Annotated in this window: 21 protein-coding genes; all 21 read left to right on the forward strand. The window is 52.7% G+C overall.

All coding sequences use genetic code 11. The features are described 5' to 3' along the window. Positions 1 to 5: 5 nt before the first annotated feature. The 21 genes from HMPREF3201_RS03950 (at position 6) to HMPREF3201_RS04050 (ending at position 26,010) form a co-directional block, all read left to right on the forward strand. Complete coding sequence (locus HMPREF3201_RS03950) at positions 6 to 650, forward strand: histidine phosphatase family protein (protein ID WP_062411848.1); 645 nt, start codon at positions 6 to 8, stop codon at positions 648 to 650. Positions 651 to 704: 54 nt separating this feature from the next. Further along, positions 705 to 1,988 carry a serine--tRNA ligase gene (gene serS / locus HMPREF3201_RS03955; RefSeq protein ID WP_062411849.1) on the forward strand — a complete coding sequence of 428 codons (1,284 nt, stop codon included), beginning with the start codon at positions 705 to 707 and terminating at the stop codon, positions 1,986 to 1,988. Positions 1,989 to 2,106: 118 nt separating this feature from the next. After that, entirely contained in the window at positions 2,107 to 3,072 is a 966-nt protein-coding gene (glpX, locus tag HMPREF3201_RS03960; protein ID WP_062411850.1) for a class II fructose-bisphosphatase, read from the forward strand. Between the two features lie 187 nt (positions 3,073 to 3,259). After that, on the forward strand, positions 3,260 to 4,534 hold the full coding sequence (murA, locus tag HMPREF3201_RS03965; protein ID WP_062411851.1) for a UDP-N-acetylglucosamine 1-carboxyvinyltransferase: 1,275 nt from the start codon (positions 3,260 to 3,262) through the stop codon (positions 4,532 to 4,534). Then, positions 4,515 to 5,585, forward strand: coding sequence for a rod shape-determining protein (locus tag HMPREF3201_RS03970; protein WP_072272014.1), 1,071 nt, complete (start codon positions 4,515 to 4,517; stop codon positions 5,583 to 5,585). Before murA ends, HMPREF3201_RS03970 begins: the two co-directional genes overlap by 20 nt. A gap of 42 nt (positions 5,586 to 5,627) precedes the next feature. Continuing rightward, positions 5,628 to 5,918, forward strand: a complete 291-nt coding sequence (locus HMPREF3201_RS03975) for a biotin/lipoyl-containing protein (RefSeq protein WP_062411852.1) — start codon at positions 5,628 to 5,630, stop codon at positions 5,916 to 5,918. Then, the gene (locus HMPREF3201_RS03980; protein ID WP_062411866.1) at positions 5,918 to 7,945 is read left to right on the forward strand and encodes a SpoIVB peptidase S55 domain-containing protein; all 2,028 of its coding nucleotides are present in this window, start codon (positions 5,918 to 5,920) and stop codon (positions 7,943 to 7,945) included. Before HMPREF3201_RS03975 ends, HMPREF3201_RS03980 begins: the two co-directional genes overlap by 1 nt. A 259-nt stretch (positions 7,946 to 8,204) precedes the next feature. Further along, entirely contained in the window at positions 8,205 to 8,969 is a 765-nt protein-coding gene (locus HMPREF3201_RS03985; protein WP_062411853.1) for an MlaE family ABC transporter permease, read from the forward strand. An 8-nt stretch (positions 8,970 to 8,977) separates the two neighbouring features. Next, on the forward strand, positions 8,978 to 9,730 hold the full coding sequence (locus HMPREF3201_RS03990) for an ABC transporter ATP-binding protein (protein ID WP_062411854.1): 753 nt from the start codon (positions 8,978 to 8,980) through the stop codon (positions 9,728 to 9,730). Next, the gene (locus HMPREF3201_RS03995) at positions 9,727 to 10,962 is read left to right on the forward strand and encodes an MlaD family protein (RefSeq protein ID WP_062411855.1); all 1,236 of its coding nucleotides are present in this window, start codon (positions 9,727 to 9,729) and stop codon (positions 10,960 to 10,962) included. Before HMPREF3201_RS03990 ends, HMPREF3201_RS03995 begins: the two co-directional genes overlap by 4 nt. A gap of 35 nt (positions 10,963 to 10,997) precedes the next feature. Next, the gene (locus HMPREF3201_RS04000; RefSeq protein ID WP_172980572.1) at positions 10,998 to 12,650 is read left to right on the forward strand and encodes a TolC family protein; all 1,653 of its coding nucleotides are present in this window, start codon (positions 10,998 to 11,000) and stop codon (positions 12,648 to 12,650) included. Positions 12,651 to 12,799: 149 nt separating this feature from the next. Then, positions 12,800 to 17,083: a translocation/assembly module TamB domain-containing protein gene (locus HMPREF3201_RS04005; RefSeq protein ID WP_062411856.1), complete on the forward strand. Its 4,284-nt coding sequence runs from the start codon at positions 12,800 to 12,802 to the stop codon at positions 17,081 to 17,083. Between the two features lie 51 nt (positions 17,084 to 17,134). Beyond that, positions 17,135 to 17,770, forward strand: a complete 636-nt coding sequence (locus HMPREF3201_RS04010) for a sigma-70 family RNA polymerase sigma factor (RefSeq protein WP_062411857.1) — start codon at positions 17,135 to 17,137, stop codon at positions 17,768 to 17,770. Positions 17,771 to 17,936: 166 nt separating this feature from the next. Beyond that, a complete protein-coding gene (locus HMPREF3201_RS04015; protein WP_062411858.1) occupies positions 17,937 to 18,542 on the forward strand; it encodes a hypothetical protein in 606 nt (201 codons plus the stop codon). 16 nt (positions 18,543 to 18,558) lie between these two features. Beyond that, a complete protein-coding gene (locus HMPREF3201_RS04020) occupies positions 18,559 to 20,802 on the forward strand; it encodes a BamA/OMP85 family outer membrane protein (protein WP_062411859.1) in 2,244 nt (747 codons plus the stop codon). 114 nt (positions 20,803 to 20,916) lie between these two features. After that, entirely contained in the window at positions 20,917 to 22,101 is a 1,185-nt protein-coding gene (locus HMPREF3201_RS04025; protein ID WP_231726825.1) for a hypothetical protein, read from the forward strand. 20 nt (positions 22,102 to 22,121) lie between these two features. Further along, positions 22,122 to 22,652, forward strand: a complete 531-nt coding sequence (locus HMPREF3201_RS04030; RefSeq protein WP_062411860.1) for an OmpH/Skp family outer membrane protein — start codon at positions 22,122 to 22,124, stop codon at positions 22,650 to 22,652. Between the two features lie 9 nt (positions 22,653 to 22,661). Further along, complete coding sequence (locus HMPREF3201_RS04035) at positions 22,662 to 23,597, forward strand: OmpH/Skp family outer membrane protein (RefSeq protein WP_062411861.1); 936 nt, start codon at positions 22,662 to 22,664, stop codon at positions 23,595 to 23,597. Positions 23,598 to 23,613: 16 nt separating this feature from the next. After that, positions 23,614 to 24,033: an OmpH/Skp family outer membrane protein gene (locus HMPREF3201_RS04040; RefSeq protein ID WP_044503265.1), complete on the forward strand. Its 420-nt coding sequence runs from the start codon at positions 23,614 to 23,616 to the stop codon at positions 24,031 to 24,033. Between the two features lie 17 nt (positions 24,034 to 24,050). Then, positions 24,051 to 25,082 carry a UDP-3-O-(3-hydroxymyristoyl)glucosamine N-acyltransferase gene (gene lpxD / locus HMPREF3201_RS04045; protein ID WP_062411862.1) on the forward strand — a complete coding sequence of 344 codons (1,032 nt, stop codon included), beginning with the start codon at positions 24,051 to 24,053 and terminating at the stop codon, positions 25,080 to 25,082. 13 nt (positions 25,083 to 25,095) lie between these two features. Then, a complete protein-coding gene (locus HMPREF3201_RS04050; RefSeq protein ID WP_062411863.1) occupies positions 25,096 to 26,010 on the forward strand; it encodes a lysophospholipid acyltransferase family protein in 915 nt (304 codons plus the stop codon). The last annotated feature ends 30 nt before the right edge of the window (positions 26,011 to 26,040 follow it).

A 26,040-nucleotide genomic window follows, 5' to 3' on the forward strand; every position in this document is an offset into this window, starting at 1 on the left:
AGATTATGGTACGCATCATACTTATTCGCCACGGCGAAACACAATGGAACATCGAAGGCCGTTATCAGGGCCAGGAAGATACGCACCTCAGCGAACGGGGACAGCTCCAGGGCCGCATGGTGGCCGATGGGTTAAAGAATACGCCCATTGACGTCGCTATTTCAAGTCCCCTCGAACGGTCTTATATGACCTGCTCGTTCTGCGCGTCTCTTCATGGCCTTACGGTCTTAAAAGACGATCGCCTCCTGGAAATCAATCACGGCGATTGGGAAGGGCGGTTGGCCGATGATATCAAAGCCAACTATCCTAAGGAATTTCAGCGCTGGCATACGGCACCTTACACGGTCACCATGCCGGGGAAGGGCGGCGAGTCCTTGGAAGATGTCCGTCGCCGCGTCCGGGCCGCCTTCGATGAGTACGTCCAGAAATATGAAGGCAAGACGGTCTTGGTAGCAGCCCATGATGCCGTCAACAAGGCCATCATCTGCGACGTCTTGGGCCTTGATATGAGCCATTTTTGGCAGATCAAGCAGGACAACACCTGCATCAACGTCTTAGAATATCAGGATGGGACCTGGCGCCTGGTCCTGCTCAATTCGACGAATCATATGGGCTATTTGTTCAGCGGTATTGAACAAAAAGGGTTATAAGACTACCGAAGCGAGGTAGTCAGAGTATATTTACAGAGGAAGGAAGCAGTTATCATGTTAGATACGAAATTCATCCGCGACCACGTAGAAGAAGTAAAGGAAAATATTAAGAATCGCCATGCTCATGCCGACGTCGACGCCTTCGTCGCCTTAGACGACAAACGGCGTGAAATCCTTCAAAAAGTCGAAGCCATGAAGAATGAACGCAATACCGTTACCAAGGAAATCAGTCAGCTCAAACGGAATAAAGAAAATGCCGATGCGCAGATTGCAGCTATGAAAAAACTCGGCGACGACATCGACGTCCTCGATAAGGAAGTCAAGGCCGTAGAAGCCGATATGCTCGCCATCCAGCTCATGATCCCCAATATGTGTCATCCGTCGGTTCCGGTCGGCAATGACGACAGCGACAACCCGGAAGTCCGTAAATGGGGCGAACCGAAACAGTTCGACTTTGAACCGCTGAACCATTGGGACGTCGGCGAACGGTTGGGCCTTCTCGACTCCGAACGGGCTGCCAAGGTCACCGGTGCCCGTTTCTACTACTACGTCGGTGCCGGCGCACGTCTCGAACGCGCTGTGTACAATTTCATGCTCGACCAGCATACGGAAAAAGACGGTTACACCGAAGTCATTCCGCCGTATATCGTCAACCGCGACTCCATGACCGGTACGGGTCAGCTGCCGAAATTTGCCGAAGATATGTATAAGCTCAATGTCGAAGGCGAAGAAATGTACATGATTCCGACGGCCGAAGTTCCGCTTACCAACTATTATCGCGGTGAAATCATCGACGGTGATAAACTGCCGATTTACTTTACGTCCCTGACGCCGTGCTTCCGCGCCGAAGCTGGCTCTGCCGGCCGTGATACGCGAGGCCTCATTCGCCAGCATCAGTTCCACAAGGTCGAAATGGTAAAATATTCGGCTCCGGAAACGAGCTACGACGAACTCGATAAATTGACTCAAAATGCCGAAGACATCTTAAAAGCCCTGGGCCTCCCTTATCACGTCGTCTGCCTCTGCACTGGCGACATCGGTTTTTCGGCAGCCAAGACCTTTGACGTCGAAGTCTGGTTCCCAGCCCAGGGGAAATATCGTGAAATTTCTTCGTGCTCCAATACGGAAGACTTCCAGGCACGGCGGGCCAACATCCGCTTCCGCCGGTCGCCGAAGTCGAAGCCGGAATTCGTCCACACCTTAAACGGTTCGGGCCTGGCTGTAGGCCGTACGGTTGCCGCTATTCTTGAAAACTATCAGCAGGCTGACGGCTCGGTCGTCGTACCGGAAGTCCTTCGTCCGTACATGCACTGCGACGTCATTACCAAACAGAAATAGAAAGCGCTTCTATCATGATGCGGCTAAAAAACTCCTGTTCAAAAGCAGGAGTTTTTTACTTTGCCTAGAAATAATACTATATATGTGTTTTCGTTATTTTTAGACAAGGAGGTTCCTTATGAATCGCGTATTGACCTTGGAGTTTGTCCGCGTTACAGAAGCGGCAGCGGTGAAAGCCGGCCGTCTCATGGGGAAGGGCGATAAGAATGGTGCCGACCAATTGGCTGTCGATGGTATGCATTCGATCCTGTCGACCGTTCCCATCGACGGCACCGTCGTCATTGGCGAAGGGGAAATGGATGAAGCCCCGATGTTATATATCGGTGAAAAAGTCGGCGCCGGCGGTACGGAAGTCGACATTGCCGTCGATCCGTTAGAAGGCACGAACCTGACGGCTAAAGGGCAGGACGGTTCCATTTCCGTCATGGCCATCGCCAAGAAGGGCGATTTGCTCCATGCACCGGACATGTACATGGAAAAACTCTGTGTTGGACCGCGGGCCAAAGGCCGTATCGACTTGACCCAGTCTATCCCGGAAAACCTGCGCCGCATCGCCGAAGGCTTAGAACGAGGCATCGATGATTTGACCGTCGTCATCCTCGACCGGCCGCGCCATAAAGATCTCATTGACGAATGCCGCAGCGCCGGCGCCCGCATCAAGCTCATTACCGACGGTGACGTTTCGCCGGCTGTCGATGCCGGTATCGAAGGCTCCGGTGTCCACGTCGTCATGGGGATCGGCGGTGCGCCTGAAGGCGTCCTGGCGGCAGCGGCTTTGAAGTGCCTCGGCGGCGATATGCAGGCCCGCCTCATTCCCTATACGGACGAAGAACGGCAGCGCTGTTTGGATATGGGCATCAAAGACATCAACAAAGTCATGACCCTTGACGATTTAGTAAAGGGCGACGACTGCATTTTCTCGGCAACGGCCATTACCGATACGCCCATGATGCGCGGCGTCCAGTATTTTGGTGGCGGTGCCCGGACGATGTCCGTCGTCATGCGTTACCGCAGCGGAACGATTCGTTTTATCGATACCTTCCACCGCTTCAACAAAGAGGCTAAATGGAGTATCCACCTATAACATTTCCTTTATAAGGTATTCTTAAAAAAGGGCTTGTTGCCTAGGCGACAAGCCTTTTTTTTTCTGTCCTTTTATGGTAGAATGATTTGATAGTAATTATATGCTCAATAAAATGGCATCTTCAGGCGCTGTGTCTTTGAAGGCCATTTAGATAAAACTACTCGAATACTATTAGGAGGCACCAGAATTGGAGAAACTTGTTATTCATGGTGGAAAGCCCTTACAGGGCACTGTTCGCGTCAGTGGGGCTAAAAATGCCGTACTGCCCATTATCGTCGCATCTATGCTGGGAACGACGAAAAGTACATTGACCGAGATTCCGAAGCTCGCTGACGTCCATACCGTCTGCGACGTCATCGAATCCCTCGGCGTCCATATAGAACATCCCGAGAGAGATACGCTTATCATTGATGCCCATGAGTTGACATCGACGACGGCACCGTATGACCTGGTCCGCCGCATGCGTGCATCCTTCTTAGTTATGGGACCGCTCCTGGCCCGCAAAGGCCGGGCGCAGATTTCTCTGCCCGGAGGCTGCTCCATCGGCGCCCGTCCCATCGACCTGCACCTCAAGGCTTTTGAAGCTATGGGAGCCGTCATCAATCTTGAAAACGGCGACATCGAAGCCGTGGCCCCTAACGGACTGCAGGGCGCTCAGATTTACCTTGATTTCCCCAGTGTCGGTGCGACGGAAAACATCATCATGGCCGCATCCATGGCCAATGGCAAGACGGTCTTGGAAAATGCCGCTGAAGAACCGGAAATCGTCGACTTGGCAACCTACCTGAACAGCATGGGGGCCAACATCCGCGGTGCCGGTACCAACGTCATCCGTATCGAAGGGGTAAAAGAACTCCACGGTGCCAGCCACGCCGTTATTCCCGACCGCATCGAAGCCGGTACCTTCATGATCGGCGCCGCCATGACGCAGGGGAACATCTTCGTTGAAAATGCCATTTCAGAGCATTTGAAGCCCCTTATTTCAAAATTAAAAGAAGTCGGTGCCGAAGTCGAAGAAGAAATCGACGGTATCCGCGTCATCGGCCATGCGCCTTTGCGCCCGGCCGACATAAAGACCTTGCCCTATCCGGGCTTTCCGACGGATATGCAGGCTCAGTTCATGGCTTTGACGACCCTTTGCCAAGGCACGAGTGTCGTCACGGAAACGGTCTTTGAAAACCGCTTCATGCACGTCGATGAATTTAAACGGATGGGTGCTAAAATCCGCATTGAAGGACGAAGCGCCATCGTAGAAGGCATAGAACAGCTTAAAGGCGCCTCGGTCAATGCCACTGACCTTCGTGCCGGAGCCGCTTTGGTCCTGGCGGGCCTGGTGGCTGAAGGCGAAACGGAAGTCGGCTATCTATACCACATCGACCGTGGTTACGATAATTTTGTATTAAAATTACAAAGGCTAGGTGCAGATATTGTTCGCGTCAATATTGAGGAAGAAGAAAACTAAAAAAAAGGTACAGCCGAGACAGTCCCGCTCGTTCTTTTTATCGAATTGGTTCGGCAGCGACATCGCCATCGACCTGGGGACGGCCAACATCATTGTCTTCGTTAAAAATAAGGGGATCGTCGTCAACGAGCCGGCCGTCATCGCCGTCGATACGATGGAAAATAAGGTCGTTGCCATCGGCCGCGAAGCCCAGGCTATGATTGGGCGGACGCCGCGCAACATCCACGCTTACCATCCCCTTCGCAGCGGCGTCATCGCCGACTACGATGCAACGGAGTACATGCTGCGGTATTTCATCCGCCGGGCCATCGGAAAATCCCTGTTTTTCAAGCCCCGCGTCGTCATCTGCGTGCCGTCGAGCGTTACTAACGTCGAACGGCGGGCCGTTATCGAAGCGGCCATGCAAGCCGGGGCCAGAAAGACGACGGTCATGGAAGAACCGCTGGCAGCGGCCATCGGAGCCGGTCTCGATATTGCCACGTCGAACGGGTCCATGGTCGTCGACATGGGCGGCGGTACGACGGACGTTGCCGTTCTCAGTCTAAGCGGGATCGTTATCAGTGAATCCCTGCGTATCGGCAGCAACACCTTTGATGAAGCCATCATCCGTTATTTGGAAAAGATAAAGCACGTCACCATTGGCCAGCATACGGCCGAAGAACTGAAGATCCTCATCGGCACGGCCATGAGTGACGGCCGCCGTATGACCGCTGACGTTCGCGGTCGCAGCACGGAAACGGGCCTTCCCGTATCGATCGATATCGATTCGCAGGAAATCCGCCTGGCCATCGACGAACCGATTCAGACCGTCCTCAAGACGATCGTTTCCATCTTAGAAAAAACACCGCCCGAACTGGCTGCGGATATTGCCGACCACGGCATCGTCCTCACCGGCGGCGGATTGCTTCTCGATAGTTTTGACCGGCTTATTTCTCAAACGACCGGTATGGCAGCCTATCTCTGCGAAGATCCGCTGCTCTGTGTGGCTCACGGTGCCGGCAAGGCCGTGCGGGAAATGGACCGCTTAAAAGATAGTTTTGATGATTTATAATTGTTTCGCTCTTTCAGTGAAATAGAAATGGAGGGAGCCGTCATGAAAAAACTTTACAGACTCGCCGTATTAGCCGGGCTCGCCGGCATGTTGTCGATGCCGGCAGCTGCGGCCGATGTATCTTATATAACGGTATTGAGCGGCAGCGTCGTCAGTGTAGCCCCTGTCGGTGCCGCTGTTAAAGAAGGAGATGTTCTCCTTACGGTCAATTCCTTAGCCGGTCCGATGCCGGCAGCCCGTTCTGATAAGGACGGCGTTGTCAAATCGGTCCTCGTCCAGCCGGGCTCGCAGGTACAGCAGGGCGCCGTTGTCGTCGTGGTGGAAACGAAATGATGAAATACACCTTGACGAAAAAAGCCTCTGCTTTACGGCGTATGATGGGCCGGGTCTGTTTGACTGCGGCCTTTTCCTGTCTTTTGGCGTTTTCGGCACAGGCTCAGGAATTTATGAACGTCAGTGACGTCCAGATCGGCATGACCGGCTATGCCAAGACTGTCGTCCAAGGGACGGAGATCCAGACCTTCCCCGTTGAAATCTTAGGGGTCATGAAGAATAGCGGCCCGTCGGGCGACTTGATCCTGGCCAAGTTTTCCGGCCCCCTCATCGAACAGACCGGCGGTATCGCCCAGGGGATGAGCGGCAGCCCGGTCTATATTGACGGCAAACTCCTCGGTGCCGTTGCTTACGGCTGGTCCTTTACCAATTCCCGTATCGGCATGATCACGCCTATCAACGATATGTTAAAGCTGTGGAATGTGCCGACGAAGGAAGAAATTCGGCCCTTCAATGCCCGCGAATCGTCGCTGATTCCCATTGCCACGCCCCTTATGATGTCTGGCTTTGATTCCGTGTCAGCGGACTGGATGAAGAGCAAACTGCCGGATTATAATTTCATGCCCGTCGATACGGCGTCGGCCAGCACCGATGACGTCGCCATGCCTTTAGAACCAGGCAGCAGCGTGGCTGCAGCCTTCGTCAACGGCGATATGAAGATGGGCGCTATCGGTACGGTCACCTATGTCGACAACGACCACATCGTCGCCTTTGGTCATCCTTTTTTGAAAAAGGGCAGCATCAATTACTTCATGCATAATGCCTATATCTTTACGGTTGTCAACAACCTGTCCAGTTCTTTCAAATTAGGCTCTATCGGGGCTGAAGTCGGCAAGATTACCCAGGACCGGGGCGCCGGTATCAGCGGCCAGTACAACTACCTGGCACCGGGCATTCCGGTTACGATTAACGTGCGCGATACCGATACCGATACGGCTATGACCAAGCGCGTCAAGATCATTGAAGATAATGAACTGACGCCGGTCCTGGCGGCGACGACGGTCTATAATACGGTCAATAAGACCATCGACCGCACCGGCGGTGGGACGGCGACCCTGTCCTATACCATTCGCTCGTCCAATGGCCGCGACAAGGATATCACCCGCCATAATATGTATTATTCCGAAGAAAACATCAATGAAAAGAGCATTGATGAACTGTACAACGTCCTCGATATCTTAAAGCACAACGAGTTTATCGACTATCCGGTCCTCGATATCACCATGAACGTCGATATCACTCAGGCCCGCAAGTCGGCGTCCATCGTCGATGCCACGGCGGCACCGGTCGTCGTAAGCCCCGGGGACAATGTGTACTTTAAGGTCAAGCTCCACCCGTACCGCGGTGTCGATGAAGTAAAGACCATGAGCTTTACCGTTCCCAAGGATCAGCCTTTAGGGGACATGGTGTTGGAAGTCCGCGGCGGCGGTGTCATTCCTCTGCCGTATTTAATTGAAAAGCAGCGCTACAACTTGACCGATGAAATCATCAAGCGCCTGCGCCGCTACAAGGACTTTGATGCCTTGAAGAAAGAAATCGACAAGGAAGACTCGAACAATGACTTGGTCATCGAAATCCTCGATCCCGGGGTCAGCATGATCAACGAAAGCGATACCAAGGTTTCCAAGGAAAAGATTCGCGGCAAAGAGCCCGGAACCAGTGCCAAGGATGTCGTCAAACCGAGTAAGCACAGTGTGGGCGATGACAATAAAAGTGATGCCAAATCGTCCATTGCTACGCCGTACATCGTCAAAGGCGACGGCCAGATTACGATTAAAGTCGTAACGCCGGAAAAACGCGATGCTTTCCTTGCTAAGAACCACAATATCAATGAAGCCAAGGCGATTATCGGTGATGAAGCGGAAGGGGCGTCCCAAGAGGATGACGTCGTAAAATCCGACAAGACCGATGACAGCAAGGACACGGATAAAAAGAACGACAAAGATCAGGATAAGAATCAAGATAAGGATGGCGGTAAGGAGAAAGATTCCGTCATCCGGTCGGTCGACCTCGATATGTTCCACTGAGCATAAAACGAGCCCTTTTATAAGGGGAGGCGGCCCAGCGGTGTATTGCTTGAAAAGGGCTGTCTTCGGACAGCCCTTTTTACTTGCCATTTTCCGCATAAAATGCTATTATTTTACCTATGGAAACTCAAATCATGAATTTAGTTTTCAGCCTTTATTTTCTCACAATTTAGGCACAATTAAATATTGGTGTTTTACATCCATTTTTAATAATGGTATAGTAAAAGTAGTCTAATACTTAGGGAAAGGGCGGTATTTCATGCAGAAACTTTTAGAAGACATCGGGAACTTTACCCTCCATGTCTTTGAACAAGTCGGTGTCATCGCCATCCTTTTTGCCCAAACGCTGCGCCAGCTTCCGAAGAACCAACGGCGGCTGATGTTTAACCAGATGGCTCATCTCGGCGTCAATTCACTGCCTATCGTCAGTATGACCTTGCTCTTTGCCGGCATGGTCATGACCTTGCAGATCGTCGACATTCTCCTGCGCTATGGAGCACAGTCGACCTTAGGCGGCGTCATGTCCGTTGCCATGGGCCGTGAATTGGGACCTATCTTAACAGGTGTCGTCATGGCCGGCCGCGTCGGCGCTGCTATGACGGCAGAAATCGGGACGATGAAGGTTACCGAGCAAATCGATGCCCTGCGCTGCATGGCCGTCAATCCTATTGCTTATTTGGTCGTTCCGCGGTTTATTGCCTGCGTCATCATGGTACCGATGCTGGCTTTTTACGGCTATGTCATCGGGACAGCCGGCGGCTACGGCGTAGCAACGCTCGGGGCCGGGCTGACGCATTTCACATATGTAAATTCTATTGAATTATTTACGAACATAAGCGATGTCGTCCTGGGCATGGTCAAAGCTATGTTTTTTGGCGGCATCATTGCCCTCGTTGCCTGCAATGAAGGCATGAATGCCAAAAGCGGTGCTGAAGGCGTCGGGCAGGCGACGACGAAATCCGTCGTGACATCGATTATATTCATTTTTATCTGCAATTATATCTTATCCGTTTTATTATATTGAGGAGGATCATGATTCGTCTTCGCGATGTGACCGTCGCCTATGGCGACAAAGTCATACTGGATAATATTAATTTAGACATTCATCAGGGGGAAACCTTGGCCGTCCTCGGTGCCAGCGGTTCCGGCAAGAGCACGATCCTGCGCCTCATCATCGGTCTGCAAAAGCCGACCAAAGGTCATGTTTTCTTTCAGGATACGGATATTACCGCTTATGATGAAGACCAGCTGATGGAGGTGCGCCGCCATATGGGGATGGTTTTTCAGTACTCGGCCCTCTTCGATTCGATGACGGTCGGAGAAAACGTCGCCTTCGGCCTTCGGCAGCACACGCACGACGATGCGGCGACGCGGCAGCGGATCGTCAAGGAAAAACTGCATCTCGTCGGCCTCGATGGGATTGAAGATATGATGCCTAATAATTTATCCGGCGGTATGAAAAAACGAGTCAGCCTGGCCAGGGCCATTGCCCTCGATCCGCAGGTCATCCTCTACGATGAACCGACGGCCGGCCTCGATCCGCTTCGCTGTATGGACATCAATCGCCTGGTCGTCAACATGCAAAAACAACTTCATGCCACGTCGGTCATCGTCACCCACGATATGGATTCAGCCTTTTTTGTCGCTGACCGGCTGGCTTATTTACAAGACGGGCGCTTTCGGCTCATCGCCGATAAAAAAAGTTTCGCCCAAACCGATGACGAGGACGTTCAGCGCTTTATCCACGGCGGTCGTCTTCCGGAAGAAAGAGGGGATAGTCTATGAAATGGAGTGCAGAGGCCAAGGTAGGTTTCGTTACCATCGTCGCTGTTCTCTTGTTCAGCGGCGTCATCATAAGTTTGGCCCATATTGAACTCTTTGGCAAGCCGGGCTTTGTCATCCATACCGAATTTAACGATGCCAACGGCCTGCAAAAGGGCAACTCTGTCCGCTACGTAGGCGTTCACGTCGGTAAGGTTGAAAAGGTAACTCCGTCGCGCAACGGCGTCGACGTGACTATGAAGATCGACAAGGGAACCGAAATCCCGCGGGATTCGAAAATCGTCATTACGACAGACGGACTCTTAGGGGAGAAAATTGTTTCTATTTCTCCCGGTTCCGACCGCAGCCATCTTCTGGTTGACGGCGATTATATCGACGGCAAACAGGGCAAGACCATGGACGATATGATGGACAGTGCCAGCAAACTCATGGGCAGTGCCGATGAGATGGTCAAGAGCCTCAATGCCGTTATCGGCGATGAAAAGACGCAGGCTGCCATGCGCGGTTCCATTCAAAATATCGATGCCATTACCGGACGAACGAGTCAGATGCTCGATGCCAATGCGGCCAACGTCGAAGCCATTACGGCCAATATGGCAGCGGTGACGGCGCAGATGAATGCGTCCATGCAGAATCTCGATGGAGATGGCGCAACTTCGGCCAATGCCCGGGAAACGGCTGCCAATATCAAATCTATTACCGATCGCTTTGAAAACATTGCCCAGTCGATGGAAAAAATGACGACCGACCCCAAGACCCAGGCCAATATCCAGACGACCCTCGATAACACGGCCCAGATCACGACCAAGGTCAATAAGATCCTTGGCGGCGCGTCGGATATCAAAGTCGAAGGGGAAGGCGGGCTCTTATATAACACGACCAAGAACGAAACGAGTGCTTCTGTAAATTTTAGGGTGTACCGCGGCGATACCTTTGGCCTGATCGGAGCTGAAAATATCGGTAACGGTACGAACCTCAACTTACAGTACGGCCGTCGCAGCGGCATCTTTGACCTGAGGGCCGGATTGATCAACGGCGACCTCGGTATCGGTACTGACTTATTCCACGACGGGCCGTTCCGCTTGTCCCTTGAAGGATACGATCCCAACGATTGGCGCTATCGCCTGAAAGCCCAGTATCGGCTGACGTCGGATCTCTATCTCTTCAGTCAGTTCACGCGGCCTATGAGTCGTCATGATGGCGGCAATTATTATGGTATTAATTATGCTTTTTAGCAAACTACATATAACCGAAACAGGGGGTACCCATGATGAACAACAAACTGTATAAGAAATTGGTCATCGCCATGATGATTACAACCATAAGCACAGTCGCCGTTGCGTCCGCAGACGATTCGACGGCATCGGTCCGTCCTGTCGATCTGTCGCAAGCCGATGCCGTTCAGGCCCGAGCCAAAGCGGAAGATAAGGAAATCAAAGCCCAGCAGGCCCAGCAGAAAAAGGCGGCCAAAGCCGAAGCCAAGGCTCGTGCGAAAGCGGCTGCGCAGTCCACGGATATTACGCCGGAAATGCGTGAAACGCTGGCTCAGCAGATTGCCGATGATTCGGCGAAATTGGCCGATAAAGAAGCGGCTAAGCGGGCGAAGAAAAATGAAACCGATCCGGTCATCGTCGTCGGCCGCGTGCCGACCAATGGCGTCGTCGATTTGACCTTGCCGCGCACCGTTCAGATGGCCCTCGATTACAACCGCGACATCAAGAATTCCAAGTATTCCCTGAGGAAGGCTGAATATGCTATTGACGAAGCCCGAGCCGGCAGAGCCCCCGTCGTCGATTATACCTTCAGCGCTCAGCGGGCCAGATCTGCTGCCGCTTCATCGAACAGCACCAACGCTATTTCCAACGCCTTTGGAAACACCCTGGCCGTGTCCATTCCGCTCTATACGGGCGGTAAGGTCGAAGGGAATATCGACGTTGCCAAATTGAGTAAAGTCAATGCCCAGGAAGAAATCCTGCGGGTCGAACAGGCGACGAAATATTCGGCCGTTGAAGGCTACTATGCCCTCCTTGCCTATCAGGAATTACAAGGCGTCTATCAGGAAGCCGTCACCAACCTCCAGGGCCATTTAGATAATGTACAGGCGCAGTACAACGTCGGGACGAAGGCCCGCGTCGATGTCCTGTCGTCTGCCGTTTCCCTGGCCAATGCCAAGACGACGGCCGTTACGGCAGAAAATAATGTGGCCATTTCCGAATCGAATTTAAATAATATCCTCGGACTGCCCTTACAGACGCAGCTCAACCTGGCCGATCACCAACTGCCTTTCAATACCTACAATATTTCCCTTCAGGAAGCGACGGACTACGCCATGAGATATCGTCCGGAAGTCCTCCAGGCGGCCCTTGCCGTTCAGGAAGCGGAACGAAACATCTCCATCGCCGATGCTGGCAATAAGCCGACCGTTTCCGTTAGCGGCGGCAACGGCTGGTCGGACGATAACTTCCCCGGATTCGATTCCGATCGCCGCAGCTGGAATATCGGAGCCGGCGTAACCTATACCTTCTATGACGGCGGCGCGACAAAGGCTAAAGTCAACCAGGCAAAACAAGACCTCCTCGTCGCCCGAGAAACAGAACAGGCTACGCGCGAATCGGTACAGCTGGCTGTAAAGCAGGCTTACCTCAATATCCGCAGTGCAGCTCAGAAGGTCGCCGAAACACAGACCATTGTCGACCAGGCTCGTGAAAACTATCGTATTCAGAACATTCGCTATCAGGCAGGGGTCGGCATCAACCTGGACGTCCTCGATGCCCAGCTCAGCTTGAACGAAGCTCAGGTCAATCATATCCAGGCTCTGTACGACTATAACGTCGGCATTGCCAAACTCGAACAGGTCATGGGTGTCGACGTCGAATCGGGCGTCATCCATCCGTCTTTCAACGGGACGGGCGGTCAATATTAAGGAAAGCCAGACGATGACAGGTTTTTAACAATTTTCGGAGAAACGTTCCGAATTGTCATCTATTTCTTGATTTTCCGCAATACCCTAGGTAGAATAAAGAGAGAATTAGAACGTGTAATTCTCTCTTTTTTCGTATGTGGAGCTTGCTTATGAAGAAACAATGGATTGCTGCCTGCGGTTTTTCCGCTTTTTTTCTGTCTGCCGGCTTAGCCCTGTGGATGGAAAAACCGGCTTTAACCCAAATGGCGAGCAATATGATTACGACAACTGCAAACAGTAAACTGAATGGAACCTTGGGGTTCTCTTCTCTCGATATATCCTTGACCGGCCAAGTCGTATTGGCAAAACCGGTCATTAAGGATCCGCAGGGCCGAATCGTTTTCGAAGGCGAGGACGTCCGCATCTATGTCAATCCCAGTAAGATCGTAACGGCATTAAAAGAGGGAGAAATGCTTCAGGCACTGGATACGGCCGATGTCAATAAGCCGGTCCTTCATCTGTGGCAGAATAGTGACGGATCGTGGAACGTCACTTCGATCCTAAAAAAGACCGACAGCACCAGTGACTCCGGTTTTCGCGGCGTCATCCGAGTTCATGACGGTACGGTACGGGCACAACTTCCCGACAATACCCTCGTCGTCGGCAATGATGTTACGGCCAGCGTCTCTTTTGCCGACTATCCTTCCATGGCCATCGATGCCGATATGGCCGTCGACGGGAAGAAAATCACCGCCCATGGTTCCTATGCGTCGAGCCGCCAATATGACTTTGTCATCAACGCCGAAGCCGTTGACGGACGGTATGCGTCCTTCCTGATTCCGGCCTCGAACGATGTCGTCCTTCAGAAGGGAACGGTCAAAAATGCGAAGGTACGCGTTGCCGACAGTCATAAGGGCTTTTTCATGTCCGGGCAGGCTGATTTTGCTGACGGTAAATTGGATGTAAATGGTATTGCCGTCGATGAATTAAAAGGCCATGCCGATCTTACGACCAACGACGTTACCTTGTCAGGCGTAGAAGGTCTGGCCAACGGTCAGTCCTTCCGCATTGACGGCAAGGTCGTAACCAATGGCGACGTGCCTGTTTTCAACCTCAACGTCGACGTACCCGGTGCCGATGTGACGGCTTTTTCGAGCTACCTTCCGGATGGATTCAGCGGGACGGCGGACTTTAAAGGCGTCGTTTGGGGTTCGGCACAGGATGTCAGCGCCAAGGGGACCGTCGGCCTTCATAACTTTACCTATAACGGGTACACCGTCGATGAAGCTTCGGCCGATGTGAACTACAGCGATCAGGCGGTGACCATCGATTCCCTGTCGGCGAAGGCCTTTGGAGCCGATATCCGCGGCAAGGGCCAGTATGATGTGAAAACGGGAGCCTATGCCGCCGAAGCTGACGTCAACGGCCTCGATGTGACGGCTGTTCCTAAGATGCCGGTCGCAGCTATGGGCGTCGTGTCGGCTTCGCTCCGCGCTGTCGGCAACAGCCAAGACAGTTCGATTGCTGCGACGGGGACGGTACAGGCTTCGAATCTCTCTTACAATGGACTTACAGCAGACCAGGCCTCGGCTGATGTAACCTATGACGGTCATATCGTTACCGTCCATAATGGTCATGCCGAAGCCGGCAGCGGCAGTCTTGATATCAGCGGCTCCTATGATGTAGACCAACAGCGGCCGCAGTTTTCCTTTACGGCCCACGACCTGCCTCTCGACATGGCCTCACCGCTGTTATCGATTCCCATGAGCGGGACGGCTGATGCTGCCGGTCATATAGATGGGCAAAATTGGGATTTGGCCTTCAGTGCCAAAGACGGTCAGATCAAGGGCATGGCCTTTGACAGCATCAATGGGTCGGCCCACGGTCAGGGAAAACAGATTGAAATTCCGGCGCTTTACTGGCGACGCGGCGAAGGCCTTCATACCTTGACCGGCCGGGCTGACCTCGACAGCCGGACTGTCGACGCTTCGCTTACGACGTCCCATATTCGCGTAGAACAGCTCTTGCCCCTGGTTGGCAAGGACGATTTGCCGCTCACAGGCTGGGCCGATAATACGGTGACTATAAAAGGTACCTTAGACAATCCGTCGGCTGTCGGTTCGTTCCGCCTGACCAGCGGCTCCTATGCCGGTTATTTGTATAAGAATATCAGCGCCGACTACCGCCTCGATAAGGGGACGGTCTATTTGTCAAACGGTGACATTTCGTCCTATACGGCTTCGGTAGCCCTCGAAGGCTCCATTGGCGATACCTTGAACCTCGATGTAACGGGGAAGAATATCGACGTTTCTCGTCTGGCCCCACAGAACCAGACGCCGCGCAGCGGTTCCTTTAATCTGACGGCTCATATTGGAGGAACTATGTCCGCTCCGACGGCAACCGGTTCCCTGACGGCGGCTAATTTGGTCGTCAACCAGATGGTGCTCAACGATATCCACGGCGAATTCGCCTATTACGATAATATCCTGCGTCTGACCAACCTGCACTTCTCGCAGCTCGACGGCAATTACGATGCCAATTTGATCTACAATACGAAAACCTCCTTTATCCGGGGGCAGGCGACGGTTGTCAATGGCGACATTGCCGGCCTGATTAAAGTCGCCGATTTTCCGGTGCAGGATATTACGGGGAAACTGAACGGGCAAATCGATGTCAGTGGTACCAGTGACAATCCGACCGTTTCGATGAAGGGCAATATCAGCCAAGGCACGTTTGGCGGCGAAACCATCGATCCGTCTGACGTCGATATCAGCCTGGAACAAGGCATCGTCAATATCAATCAGCTGGCCCTTAAGATTGGCGACGGTACCTTAGCGGCCAAGGGTTCTTATGCCCTTCACGGACCGGTGGCCTTATCGGTAGCTGCGAAACAGTTCCCGTCCAAGGCCTTGATGACGGTCTTGGGGCAGAAAGATTTTGTCGTCGACGCGCCCATCGACTTTGCTGCCGATTTAAGCGGTACCTCTGATGACCTTCAGGCCGACGTATCGGCTCAACTTGGAAGCGGCACGGCCAATGGCATTTCCATCAGCGGAGCCTTTGCCCTGTTCAATATTCGCCGCGGCATGATTACCGTCCAGCAGGCCAGCGCCAGCCGCGATCCCTATAAAATCAGTGCCAAGGGGACGATTCCGGTCAGCGCCCTTTCCGGCGGTAAGACCGATGAATCGATGGATGTCGACGTCCAGCTTGCCAATACAGGTCTTGATATCCTGACCTTCCTGACGCCCTATGTGACGGAAGCCGACGGACAGATCCAAGGGGCCGTTAAGGTCAGCGGAACGTTGGCGGCGCCTCGAGTTACCGGTGACGTTACCGTTCAAAACGGGACCATTAAGTTCAAGGATACGGCTTACCCCTTGAGCGACATCAACGCAGATTTATCCTTCAAAGGACAGAGTGCCGTCCTCAGCGGTAAGGGCACCATGGATAAGAAGGGTAAGAAGGATCCCGGCAGTATCAGCCTCAGCGGCAACGCTTCGTGGAGCGGACGCAGCCTCGATACGTATTCCTTCTCCGCTGATTTTGCCGACCTCTACGTGGATAATCCTTATTATAACGGTCCTCTTACGGGCTATATCAACGTCACTCCCGGTGACGGGCGGCCGAAAATCGGCGGTCTCATGAATATCGACAATGCGACGATCGACGTGCCCCTGTCCCTTAGCGAAAGCTCGTCGACGCCTGATTTGGACCTCGACTTTACCGTATCCTTAGGTGATAAGGTCCGCCTGTATAACTCGGCTCTCTATGATCTCATGGTGACCGGCGCCGTTTCCTTTAAGGGCAGTCTTGAACATCCCAATCCGTCAGGTCGCTTTGAGGCGACGCGCGGTTCCGTCCATTATTTGGATACGAACTTCCGCGTTTCCAAGGCTATTGCCGATTTTTCGCGCTACGATTCGCTCCTGCCGTATATCGATGCCGAAGGCATCAGCCGCGTCGGTCAATATACGGTCATGCTGACATTGCGCGGGCAGGCCGACAACATGGATCTCCTGCTTCGCTCGGATCCGCCGCTTACCAAGCCGCAGATCGTATCGCTCATTACCCTGCGCAACAGTAATGGTCGTCCTCAGAGTTCCATCGGTGAAGAGGATATGAGTTCTCTCCTCGGTTCGGGCATACGCATGACGCTGAACAGTCTGGGCATTACCCAGAGCCTGGAAAAAGCCTTGTCCTTAGACATGCTGACCGTCACCAACGGGTCTCTTGACCTCAATGACAGAAACGCCGATGTCAGCAACAACTACTATAATATCGAAATGGGGAAATACCTGTTCAATGATTTTATGGTTACGGCTGCTTTTGGCCTCAATCACAATGACAACCGTTTCGGGATCATGTATGATTTGGGAAGCCGCTTCAGCCTCAGCGCCTGGACGTCGAGTGACAATAATTTTGTCGGCGCCCTCTATAAATACAATTTCTAATCTATCTTTATTAATGCTTTTAACGGAACACGTGAAAGGAGGTGAAAGGCCATGCTGGAAGATTATTTACAGGAACTGCAGAAGATAGCCTTATTGCAGCCGGAAGAGGAAGCGGCCTTGTGGCAGGCTTATAAAGAAGGCGGCGATGCCAATGCCCGCAGCCGTCTTATTGAGCAGTATCAGCCCTTGGTATTTAAAGAAGCCATGCGCTGGCATATCCATCCCGATCTCTTACTCGATGCCCTGCAGGAAGGGACCTTAGGCCTTATGGATGCCGTCGAACGCTATGACCACCGCCGCGGCGTGGCCTTTCCCTTATTTGCTGTTCACCGCATCCGCGGGGCCATCCTCGACTATTTAAAACGGGAAGGTGCCGTCAGTGCCATGTCCCTCGATGCACCGGATGAACAGGGCATGACCCTGCAGGATACGCTGTGCGACGACAGTCCCGATCCGGCCGAAGCGGCAAGCCGCCAGTTCCTCTTGGAAAAAGTCAGCGGCGTCCTGAACCGTCTGCCGGAAAAAGAACAGGCCGTCGTCGAAGGCGTTTATTTGAAGGATGTGGAGCAGAAGCATTTAGCCAAGGCCCTCGATGTCAGTCTGCCTTACGTATACCGCCTGCAAAAACGGGGGATTCGCCGGGTGAGGGGGATGCTAAGCCGCTTCATTCACGACAGTCGGGATTAAATTTTTTGTAAGTTCGTAAATTTGGCCTGTTTTTAGGTGAAAAGAATTGGAAAATGCTGTAAAATATAGATTATGGCATATTTTTGCTTTCTTTTGCCGGTATAAATTCATATGGCCTTAACCGATATTATAAACGTATTCGTTTATACAGAAAGGAGAAGGCTGTATGAAACGCTCCCAAAACGATACCCTTCACCGCGTTCGGGCTGTTCAGTCCTGGCTGGAAAAGGCGGAAGCATCCTTTGACAAAGAGTCCGAGATCAAAGGCGAACTCAATCTGATGCTGGCCGAGGCGGAAATGAAAAATTTGCGCCGACACCGCCCTGCCCATAAGCGCCTCCTGCGCTGGGGTGCCATCGTCACGGCCCTTTGTCTGGTGACGGGAGGCTGGTATCTTTTTCATCAGCCAAGGCAGACTGACTTATCGAGGCCGGTAGAAGCATCGGTTTATGGAGAACGGCCAAAGCATGAATCAGGCGATACTGCAGACCATGCAGCACCGCCGGCTGCTGATTCCCAAGAGGCTGCCGGGAATTCCGGCCCTGATCAGGGAACGCAGCTCTCTGTTCAATCCTTGCCGCAAACGCCGACGGCGGCAGCTTCTGCTGTTGTCGACGAACTGGCTGAACAGCCGTCCGCTCCGGCTGCAGGCGACCAGGAAACGGCATCGCCCGCAGTGCGGGAAGAAAAGGCAGTCCTGTCGGACAGCCAATTACAAGCTACTGTACAAGAAGCGCGTCATACCTTACGCGGTACGGGTGTGGCGAAATAACTAATGGAGGATTTCTATGAATATGCGGAAGAAGAAACTGCTCGCGCTGATGGTAACCAGTGCGATAATGACTTGCCCCGTCTGGGCAGAAGATACGACGGCGACGACCGGTTATGAGGCGTCGACTACCGGAACCGTTACGACTTCAGGGTCGGCAGCGGCACCAGCTGATGATGATAAGAAAACTGCTGTCAACGCAGTCGTAACTTCGCCGAATGATGAGTCCAAAGAAGAAGCGATCCAAGCTGCTAAATCCGGCCTGACGGGCTATGAAACGGAAGAAGAGCTGGCCTCGATTGCGGCCGGTAAGAGCCCCGAAGCTGTCCAGCAGGAAGCAGAAGAAGCAGCTCGTAAGGCCGAAGAAGCCCGGAATCCCGAACCCGTCGATACGACACCGCAGATTTCCGGTGAAAAAGTGGCTTACATGAGCGGGACCAGTGATATGCAGTTCGATACTTCTATTCCCGGATATCCCATGGCAGTCATCCAGCCCGGTCAGGACGTATCCCTGCCTTACGGTGAAGCTGTCACTGATGATGAATTGAAACCTTACGTCAACAAGGTAGCGACATCGGTTTCGGTCAGCCCCGTACCGGAACCGCAGATCGAACAGAATATCCTGCCCCGTCTGGCTATGCGCGTCGGCGATGCCATCAACATGGACTATATCCGTCATGACCTCAATGTCATCGGCGCTACGGGTTTATTTTCAACGGTTAAACCGGCCTTTACCAACGTTCCCGAAGGCGTTACCTTGAATTATACCGTTCAAATGAATCCCGTCGTTAAGAAAATCGATATCGTCGGCAATGAATCGATCAGCACCGGCGACTTGATGAAACTCGTCGCTACGACGCCGGGCACGACGCTGAATACGGCCGTCGTCAGCCACGATGTAGCCAATATCAATACGGCCTTTGCCAATGCCGGCTATATGATGAGTCACGTTTCCGACGTCCGCTTGGACGACGAAGGAACCCTCCATATTGCCATTACCGAAGCTCGCATTGAAAATATCAACCTCCGCGGCAATACTAAGACTCGCAACAACGTCATCATGCGTGAACTCCGTATGAAGAAGGGCGATATCTTCAATAAAAATGCTGCCAGCCGTAGTATTCAGCGTGTCTACAATACGGGCTATTTTGAAGACGTCAACGTCCGCCTCCTCCAGGGGCAGAAAAATGCGCAAAACGTCATCGTTGAAATTGATGTTACGGAACAGAAGACCGGTTCTGTCACCATCGGTGCCGGTTATTCCGATTCTGACGGCTTAGTCGGTATCCTCGGCCTCAGTGAAACCAACCTCCGCGGTACTGGCGATAAGGTCAATATCAGCTGGGAATTTGGCGGCAATACTGATTCCAATAAGAACTATATCTTCTCCTATACGCATCCCTACCTCAACGATGCCGGTGACTCCATTGGCTTCAGCCTCTTCGACCGCGAATCGGAATACGAAGATTACAATGAAAAAGGCAACTCCGTCGCCGACTATGATCGCCGGACCACGGGCTTTAACGTTACCTACGGCCGCGTTCGCAGTGAATACGTCAGCGACTACGTCACCTTGGAAACGAAGAAAACGAAATATACCGACTATAACAGTGGTGCCGACTATCAATCCTGGGTCGATGGAACCGGTGAATATTATGGCTATTGGGGCGGCAGTGCCGATGCCTATCGCAATTATTTAAAGAATAACTTCGGCCGGACCAACAGCATGACCTGGTCTCACGTGTTCGATAACCGCGACAACGTCTACGATCCGACGAGAGGTAAACGCTTGGCCTTTACCGGTGTCTGGGCCGGTCATGGTATGGGCGGTGACTTCGACTACTTCAAGTTTATTGCTGAAAATCGTCTGTACTATAAGGTCGGCCGGGCTCACGTCATCGCCGTCCGTCTCATGGGCGGTATTGCCACGGGCGACATGCCGTACAACGACCTCTTCACCTTGGGCGGCGCCGATACGCTTCGCGGCTATGAAGACGATGAATTCCGCGGCAACAAGATGTATGAAGCGACCGTCGAATACCGCTATCCGATCGCTAAAAAAATCCAAGGCGTCGTCTTTACCGACATGGGTAATGCCTGGGGCGGCGTAGAAAACATTCCTTGGTATAACGGCAATAATAAGATCCACTATTCCGGCGGTATCGGCTTCCGCATTACGACGCCGATCGGCCCGATCCGTTTGGACTACGGTATCGGTGATGAAGGCGGCAAGTTCCACTTCAGCTTTGGTGGTAAGTTCTAAGGTCATGAAAGGTCGTGGATGATGAGAATCCGCACTGTTTTATTGACTGTCTTTGCCGTCTGTGCTAGTCTTAGTAGTGTTACCGCTGCCTCCGTAGAACAGGTGGCGGTACACGTGTCTTCTGTCGAAGAAGCGGTTCCGCCGTTGGTACAAAAACGGATTGCTGCCAGCATTCAAACCGTCGGTAATCACGTCTTCCTCAACCAGGACAGCGATGATATTGCCGGCCGTTCCGCTGAGTATGAGCGAATCATCAATGATATCATCAACCGCGTCCTCATTGGCTACACCGTAGAGTCTATCGCCATCAAACCGGGAAGCCGGACCGACCTCGACGTCCGTATCCGGCCCTGGGGCGATACGATTCGCAAGGTGAATATGACGATTGATTACGGGGCCCTGCCGGAGATGGGGCAGAAGCTGGTCGATAAAGACCTGGCGAATGCTGGGGATATGGTGGAAAACCTGCTCATCGGCCTGCCTGTCGATGCCCTCGACTGGGCGAATGGTGCCGTAAAATCGGTCATGGAGACGGAATTGGAGACGAGAGTCCCCGAGTTTTATCCGCATATCGTGATCCGCGGCGGTACGGAAACGGATGTGACGGTCTATATGATGCCCAAACTTCCTGTTGTTCGCAATGTCCGCGTGGCCATCAAAGGGGAAGACGTGCCGAAGGTCATCTTCCTTAGTGCCCGGAACAATCTGGAGCATACCTACGCTGGCCTTGAAGGACTGCCGGTGGCTTTCGTTCGCCGCCATGAACAGGATGTCATGGCAGCCCTTTCCGGCGACGTGCAGCGGCAGTGGGTCATCAAGCATTATGGACTTCACGTGACGCCGTCCCTTGCCGTCGATGAAGACACGACGATCAATGTCATGCCGGAGACAGATTTTTACGACATCCGCGGCGGCGCCTATCTCGATGTCGGCCGCAGGAACAGCGAGGACGATGACACGGTTCTCATGGCCCACCTGGGCCGGAAAATCGGGACCCATCACGAGGTGTATGGCGAGGTCAAATTCATGCCATCACACCTTGAGTGGAATGTCATTCCCGGATACTTCTACCGCTTTACAGGCGGCACCGAGACGGGCTATCAGTTTGAAAGCCTCGACGACAGCCATCACCTGTGGCTTCGACAGCCTTTGGGCAGCCGTTGGGCTCTGCGGTATGACCGCGATTTGACGCATACCGAAAACGAAGTAGGGCTTCAGTATCGCGTCGACGATTATGTTGGCTTAGAGTATGTCGTATCCGACCATGATCATTGGCTTCGGATCATCGGTTATTTGTAAGATAAAGGAGATTTTCTATTATGATGTCTGAAATGGGTAAGAAACGCAATATTAAAATTTTCTCGGCAGTCATTGCCGCTATCTTTGTATTCAGTATCGCAGGCCTGGCTATCATGCAGACCGGCAATCCGGTAAATGCAGCACCTTCGAGCAATATCGGCGTCGTCGATACCAGCAAGATCATTACGCCGGATAACCAGGATGCCGTTGAAGTACAGAAACAGATCCAGCAGGCCGGTGAAGATATGCAGAAACAGTTTGAACAGCAGTCGGCCAACATGGATGACCAGCAGAAACAGGAACTCTTCCAGAAGATGCAGGGCGAACTGGCTACCAAACGTCAGGAACTCTTTAAAGGCCTGAAAGACAAAGTCGATACGGCTGTCGGCAATGTAGCCCAGACCAAGGGACTCAGCCTGGTCGTTGAAAAGAGCGTCGTCCTCTATGGCGGTACGGATATTACCGATCAGGTCACCAAAGAATTGAACCAGAATTCGAGTGCTTCCTCCAGCAGTGCCAGTGGTTCCGGCAGCACCAGCAACAACCAGTAAGGAGTTCTTATGAAACGGATATATGCGGCAGCCGGTGCCGTGGTTATCTTCGTCTGCCTCTTGGCCGGTTGGTGGTTTTTCAGCCACCGGAATCCATCCGCGCCAGCGGCAGCAGCGACGCCGGTCTATGCCTATGCAGACTTGGAACACGTCGTCATGAGCCACCCGCGCTACAGCGAGTATCACCGGTTAGAACTGGAATACAATGCCATGGTTGCCCAATATCAGTTTGAACAGTGGAACTATTCCCGAAAGGCTCAGGCCGAAGGCCTATCGATGCAGCAGTTTGCCGCTGTCGATGCCGTCGGGACGGCGGCTCTCAACCAGGAATTACAGGCCAAAGTTGCCATCAAGCAAGACGAGCTTAACAACCGTTTAAAACAGCAGTATGATGCCCTCGTCGAAGAAAAGAAAAAGACGACGCCGGTCATATCGGATGCCGATGCCTTAAAAATCGTCAATCTCCAGCTGAAGTTGAAGACCCTGGATCTTTCAAAAGAAGAGCGGGCCGCGACGGAAGAACAGCTGCAGGCCCTTTTGAGAGGCAGTAATGCCGACGTCCGGGTGACGGGCAGTACGGCTGATGAAATCGCCGCGGCTATGGCGCCTTATAAGGCCCAGGCCAAGAAAGAACTCGAAGACTATGCCCAGCAGGTCAAGACCGATCTCGAAGGGCGCAAACTTCAGAGTCAGGCGGCTTTCCAACAGCAAATCGGGACTTTGAAAGACCGCCCCGAACCGGCTGTATGGAATAAAGAGTGGAAAGATAAGCTCGATGCAAAAGAAAAAGAAATGAACGATGTGAAAGAAGCCATTATGGCAGATATCCGCGACAAGGCTGCTGCCGTTGCCCAAGAACAGGGCATCGACATGATTTTTTCCGACTATGAAGGTGTCGGTACGGCAGCCGATGTGACCGATGATATCATCGCCAAATTGGCATAACAGGAGGCTTTTAGGAATGAAAAAAGTTTGGAAGCGCTTTGGAATCGTCGCAGTCATGGTAGCTCTTACAGGAGCTCTTGCCGGATGCGGCGGTAAAGATAATGTAGGTGTTGTCGACATGTCGCGCATACAGAAAGAAGCGCCCCTTGTTCAGCAATATAAGCAGAAGACAGAAGATAAACAGAAGGCCATCGATAAAGAACTGCAGGATGCCAAACAGACCATGTCTGCGGAAGATTTCCAGAAGAAGCAGCAGCAGGCTCAGCAGGAACTCAATATTTTCGGCGCCAGCATGCAGCGTCAGTTCATGTCGGATCTCGAAAGCCGACTGGGCGATATCGCCAAGGATAAAAACGTCGGCATCATCGTGATGAAAGAAGCCGTTCCTTCCGGCGGCATCGATGTTACCGATGATCTTATTGCCAAAATGCAGTAAAAAAGGGGTTGTATATAGTGAATAAAACAGTACAGGAATTAGCAGCATTGCTGGGCGGGACGGTCATCGGCAACGGTGAGGCCGTCATTGGTGACGTAAAAAGCTTGGAAGAAGCAGGTAAGGACGATATTACCTTTGCCGTCGATCCGTATACGGAATATTTGCCGAAAGTCCACGCCGGTGCCGTCATCGTCGACAAAGAAGTACCGGCCGGTGATAATACCTTGGTCATCGTAGAAAATCCCCGTCTGGCTTTTTCGCAGCTCCTGGTCTTGTTCCACCCCCGTCAGTCGATTACGCCCGGTATCCATCCGACGGCCATCGTCGATGAAACGGCTGTGATTGGCGACGATGTTTCCATCATGCCTTATGCCGTCATCGGTAAAAACGTTGAAATCGGCAAAGGATCGGTGATTTATCCCTACGTCTTTTTAGGCGACCATGTCAAAATCGGCGAAGGATCCGTTCTTTATCCCGGCGCCGTCATCCATGAACACTGCGTCCTCGGGAAAAATGCCGTCATCCGGGCCCATGCCGTCATCGGCGGTGAAGGCTTCGGCTTTGCCACGGAAAAAGGGAAGCATACCCGCATCCCCCAGATCGGCAATGTCATCCTCGGAGACGATGTCGAAATCGGGGCCTGCACCTGCCTGGACAATGCCACTCTCGGTGCGACCCAGGTCGGCAGGGGCACTAAAATCGACAACTTGGTCCACCTCGGCCATAACGTCGAAATCGGGGAAGACTGCTTTATCATTGCCCAGTCCGGCATTGCCGGTAGCACCAAGGCCGGCAATCACGTCATCTTTGCCGGACAGACAGGCTGCACGGGCCACGTCACCATTGGCGACAACGCTGTCTTTGCCGGTAAGTCCGGTATTATCGGCAATATCAAAGGCAATCAGACCTATGCTGGCTTCCCGGCACGGCCTCATATGGAATGGAGCCGTACCCAGGTTTTCTTGAAGCACTTGCCGGAAATGGCCAAGACCATCAAGGACCTGCAGAAAAAGATTGCCAAATTAGAACAGAAATTAGAACAACAGTAAGAGGGACAGGCTTATGTACACCTTTATGAAATGTCTGAGCTGGATCATCTGTCATCTTCCTGGCGGCTGCTGCCGCAGCCTGGGCATTTTTTTGGGTTCTTTTTTCTGGACCTTCGTCCCCAAGAAACGGAAAGTGTTGGCTCAGCAGCAAATCTTGGACTGCGGCATTACGGATGACCCGAAACGGGCCATGGCCATTGCCAAAGCCAGTACCCAGCGCTTCGGGCCGATGATGATAGAAGTGTTGCGCTATCCGGTTTATACGAAAGAAAAGCTGGATGAGAAGGTAGCCTTTAAAGGCCGCGAACACCTGGAAGCACTTAAGAAAAGCGGGGAGGGGGCGATTTTCATGGCCTCCCATGCCGGCAACTGGGAACTCTTGGGAGCGGCACTGGCCATGAACGGCTATCCCCTCATTTCCGTCGCTCAGGAACAAGGCAGTCATAGCGCCGATAAGTTTATCAACGAATATCGGGCTATGATGAAGCAGCACGTCACCTATAAGACGGGCATCCGCGACATGGTACGATTCCTCCGGGATGGCCATTATATCGGCCTCCTCATGGATCAGGATCCAGGATATACAGGCATCATGGTCAAACTCTTTGGCCGCGATACGCTGACCCCTGACGGACCGGCTAAGATGGCGGGCATCGCCAACTATCCCATCGTCACCGTCTTCATCCGGGAAGACCGGCCCTATCACCATGTCATTGAAGTATACCCGCCATTTCGCCCTTATACGGCCGATCATAAGCTCTCGAAAGACGAAAAAGAGCGGATCATGTACGAAACGACGCAGGAACTCAACGATCGTTTGGAAGCCCATATCCGTCAGTACCCGGAAGATTGGTTCTGGCTGCACAACCGCTGGAAATGGACAAAACGCTATAAAGAAAAGCAAGCTGAAAAAAGAGCTGCCCAATAGTGAACCGCCCCCCTAAAGTTGGACCAAAAA

It is taken from the genome of Megasphaera sp. MJR8396C (genome assembly GCF_001546855.1).
Lineage (GTDB): Bacteria > Bacillota > Negativicutes > Veillonellales > Megasphaeraceae > Megasphaera.

Excerpts from the sequence above, each read along its gene's own strand:
- HMPREF3201_RS03950 (WP_062411848.1), top strand. The coding sequence starts at position 6 with ATGGTACGCATCATACTTATTCGCCACGGCGAAACACAATGGAACATC.
- serS (WP_062411849.1), top strand. The coding sequence starts at position 705 with ATGTTAGATACGAAATTCATCCGCGACCACGTAGAAGAAGTAAAGGAA.
- glpX (WP_062411850.1), top strand. The coding sequence starts at position 2,107 with ATGAATCGCGTATTGACCTTGGAGTTTGTCCGCGTTACAGAAGCGGCA.
- HMPREF3201_RS03975 (WP_062411852.1), top strand. The coding sequence starts at position 5,628 with ATGAAAAAACTTTACAGACTCGCCGTATTAGCCGGGCTCGCCGGCATG.
- HMPREF3201_RS03980 (WP_062411866.1), top strand. The coding sequence starts at position 5,918 with ATGAAATACACCTTGACGAAAAAAGCCTCTGCTTTACGGCGTATGATG.
- HMPREF3201_RS03985 (WP_062411853.1), top strand. The coding sequence starts at position 8,205 with ATGCAGAAACTTTTAGAAGACATCGGGAACTTTACCCTCCATGTCTTT.
- HMPREF3201_RS03990 (WP_062411854.1), top strand. The coding sequence starts at position 8,978 with ATGATTCGTCTTCGCGATGTGACCGTCGCCTATGGCGACAAAGTCATA.
- HMPREF3201_RS03995 (WP_062411855.1), top strand. The coding sequence starts at position 9,727 with ATGAAATGGAGTGCAGAGGCCAAGGTAGGTTTCGTTACCATCGTCGCT.
- HMPREF3201_RS04000 (WP_172980572.1), top strand. The coding sequence starts at position 10,998 with ATGAACAACAAACTGTATAAGAAATTGGTCATCGCCATGATGATTACA.
- HMPREF3201_RS04005 (WP_062411856.1), top strand. The coding sequence starts at position 12,800 with ATGAAGAAACAATGGATTGCTGCCTGCGGTTTTTCCGCTTTTTTTCTG.
- HMPREF3201_RS04010 (WP_062411857.1), top strand. The coding sequence starts at position 17,135 with ATGCTGGAAGATTATTTACAGGAACTGCAGAAGATAGCCTTATTGCAG.
- HMPREF3201_RS04015 (WP_062411858.1), top strand. The coding sequence starts at position 17,937 with ATGAAACGCTCCCAAAACGATACCCTTCACCGCGTTCGGGCTGTTCAG.
- HMPREF3201_RS04020 (WP_062411859.1), top strand. The coding sequence starts at position 18,559 with ATGAATATGCGGAAGAAGAAACTGCTCGCGCTGATGGTAACCAGTGCG.
- HMPREF3201_RS04030 (WP_062411860.1), top strand. The coding sequence starts at position 22,122 with ATGATGTCTGAAATGGGTAAGAAACGCAATATTAAAATTTTCTCGGCA.
- HMPREF3201_RS04035 (WP_062411861.1), top strand. The coding sequence starts at position 22,662 with ATGAAACGGATATATGCGGCAGCCGGTGCCGTGGTTATCTTCGTCTGC.
- HMPREF3201_RS04040 (WP_044503265.1), top strand. The coding sequence starts at position 23,614 with ATGAAAAAAGTTTGGAAGCGCTTTGGAATCGTCGCAGTCATGGTAGCT.
- HMPREF3201_RS04050 (WP_062411863.1), top strand. The coding sequence starts at position 25,096 with ATGTACACCTTTATGAAATGTCTGAGCTGGATCATCTGTCATCTTCCT.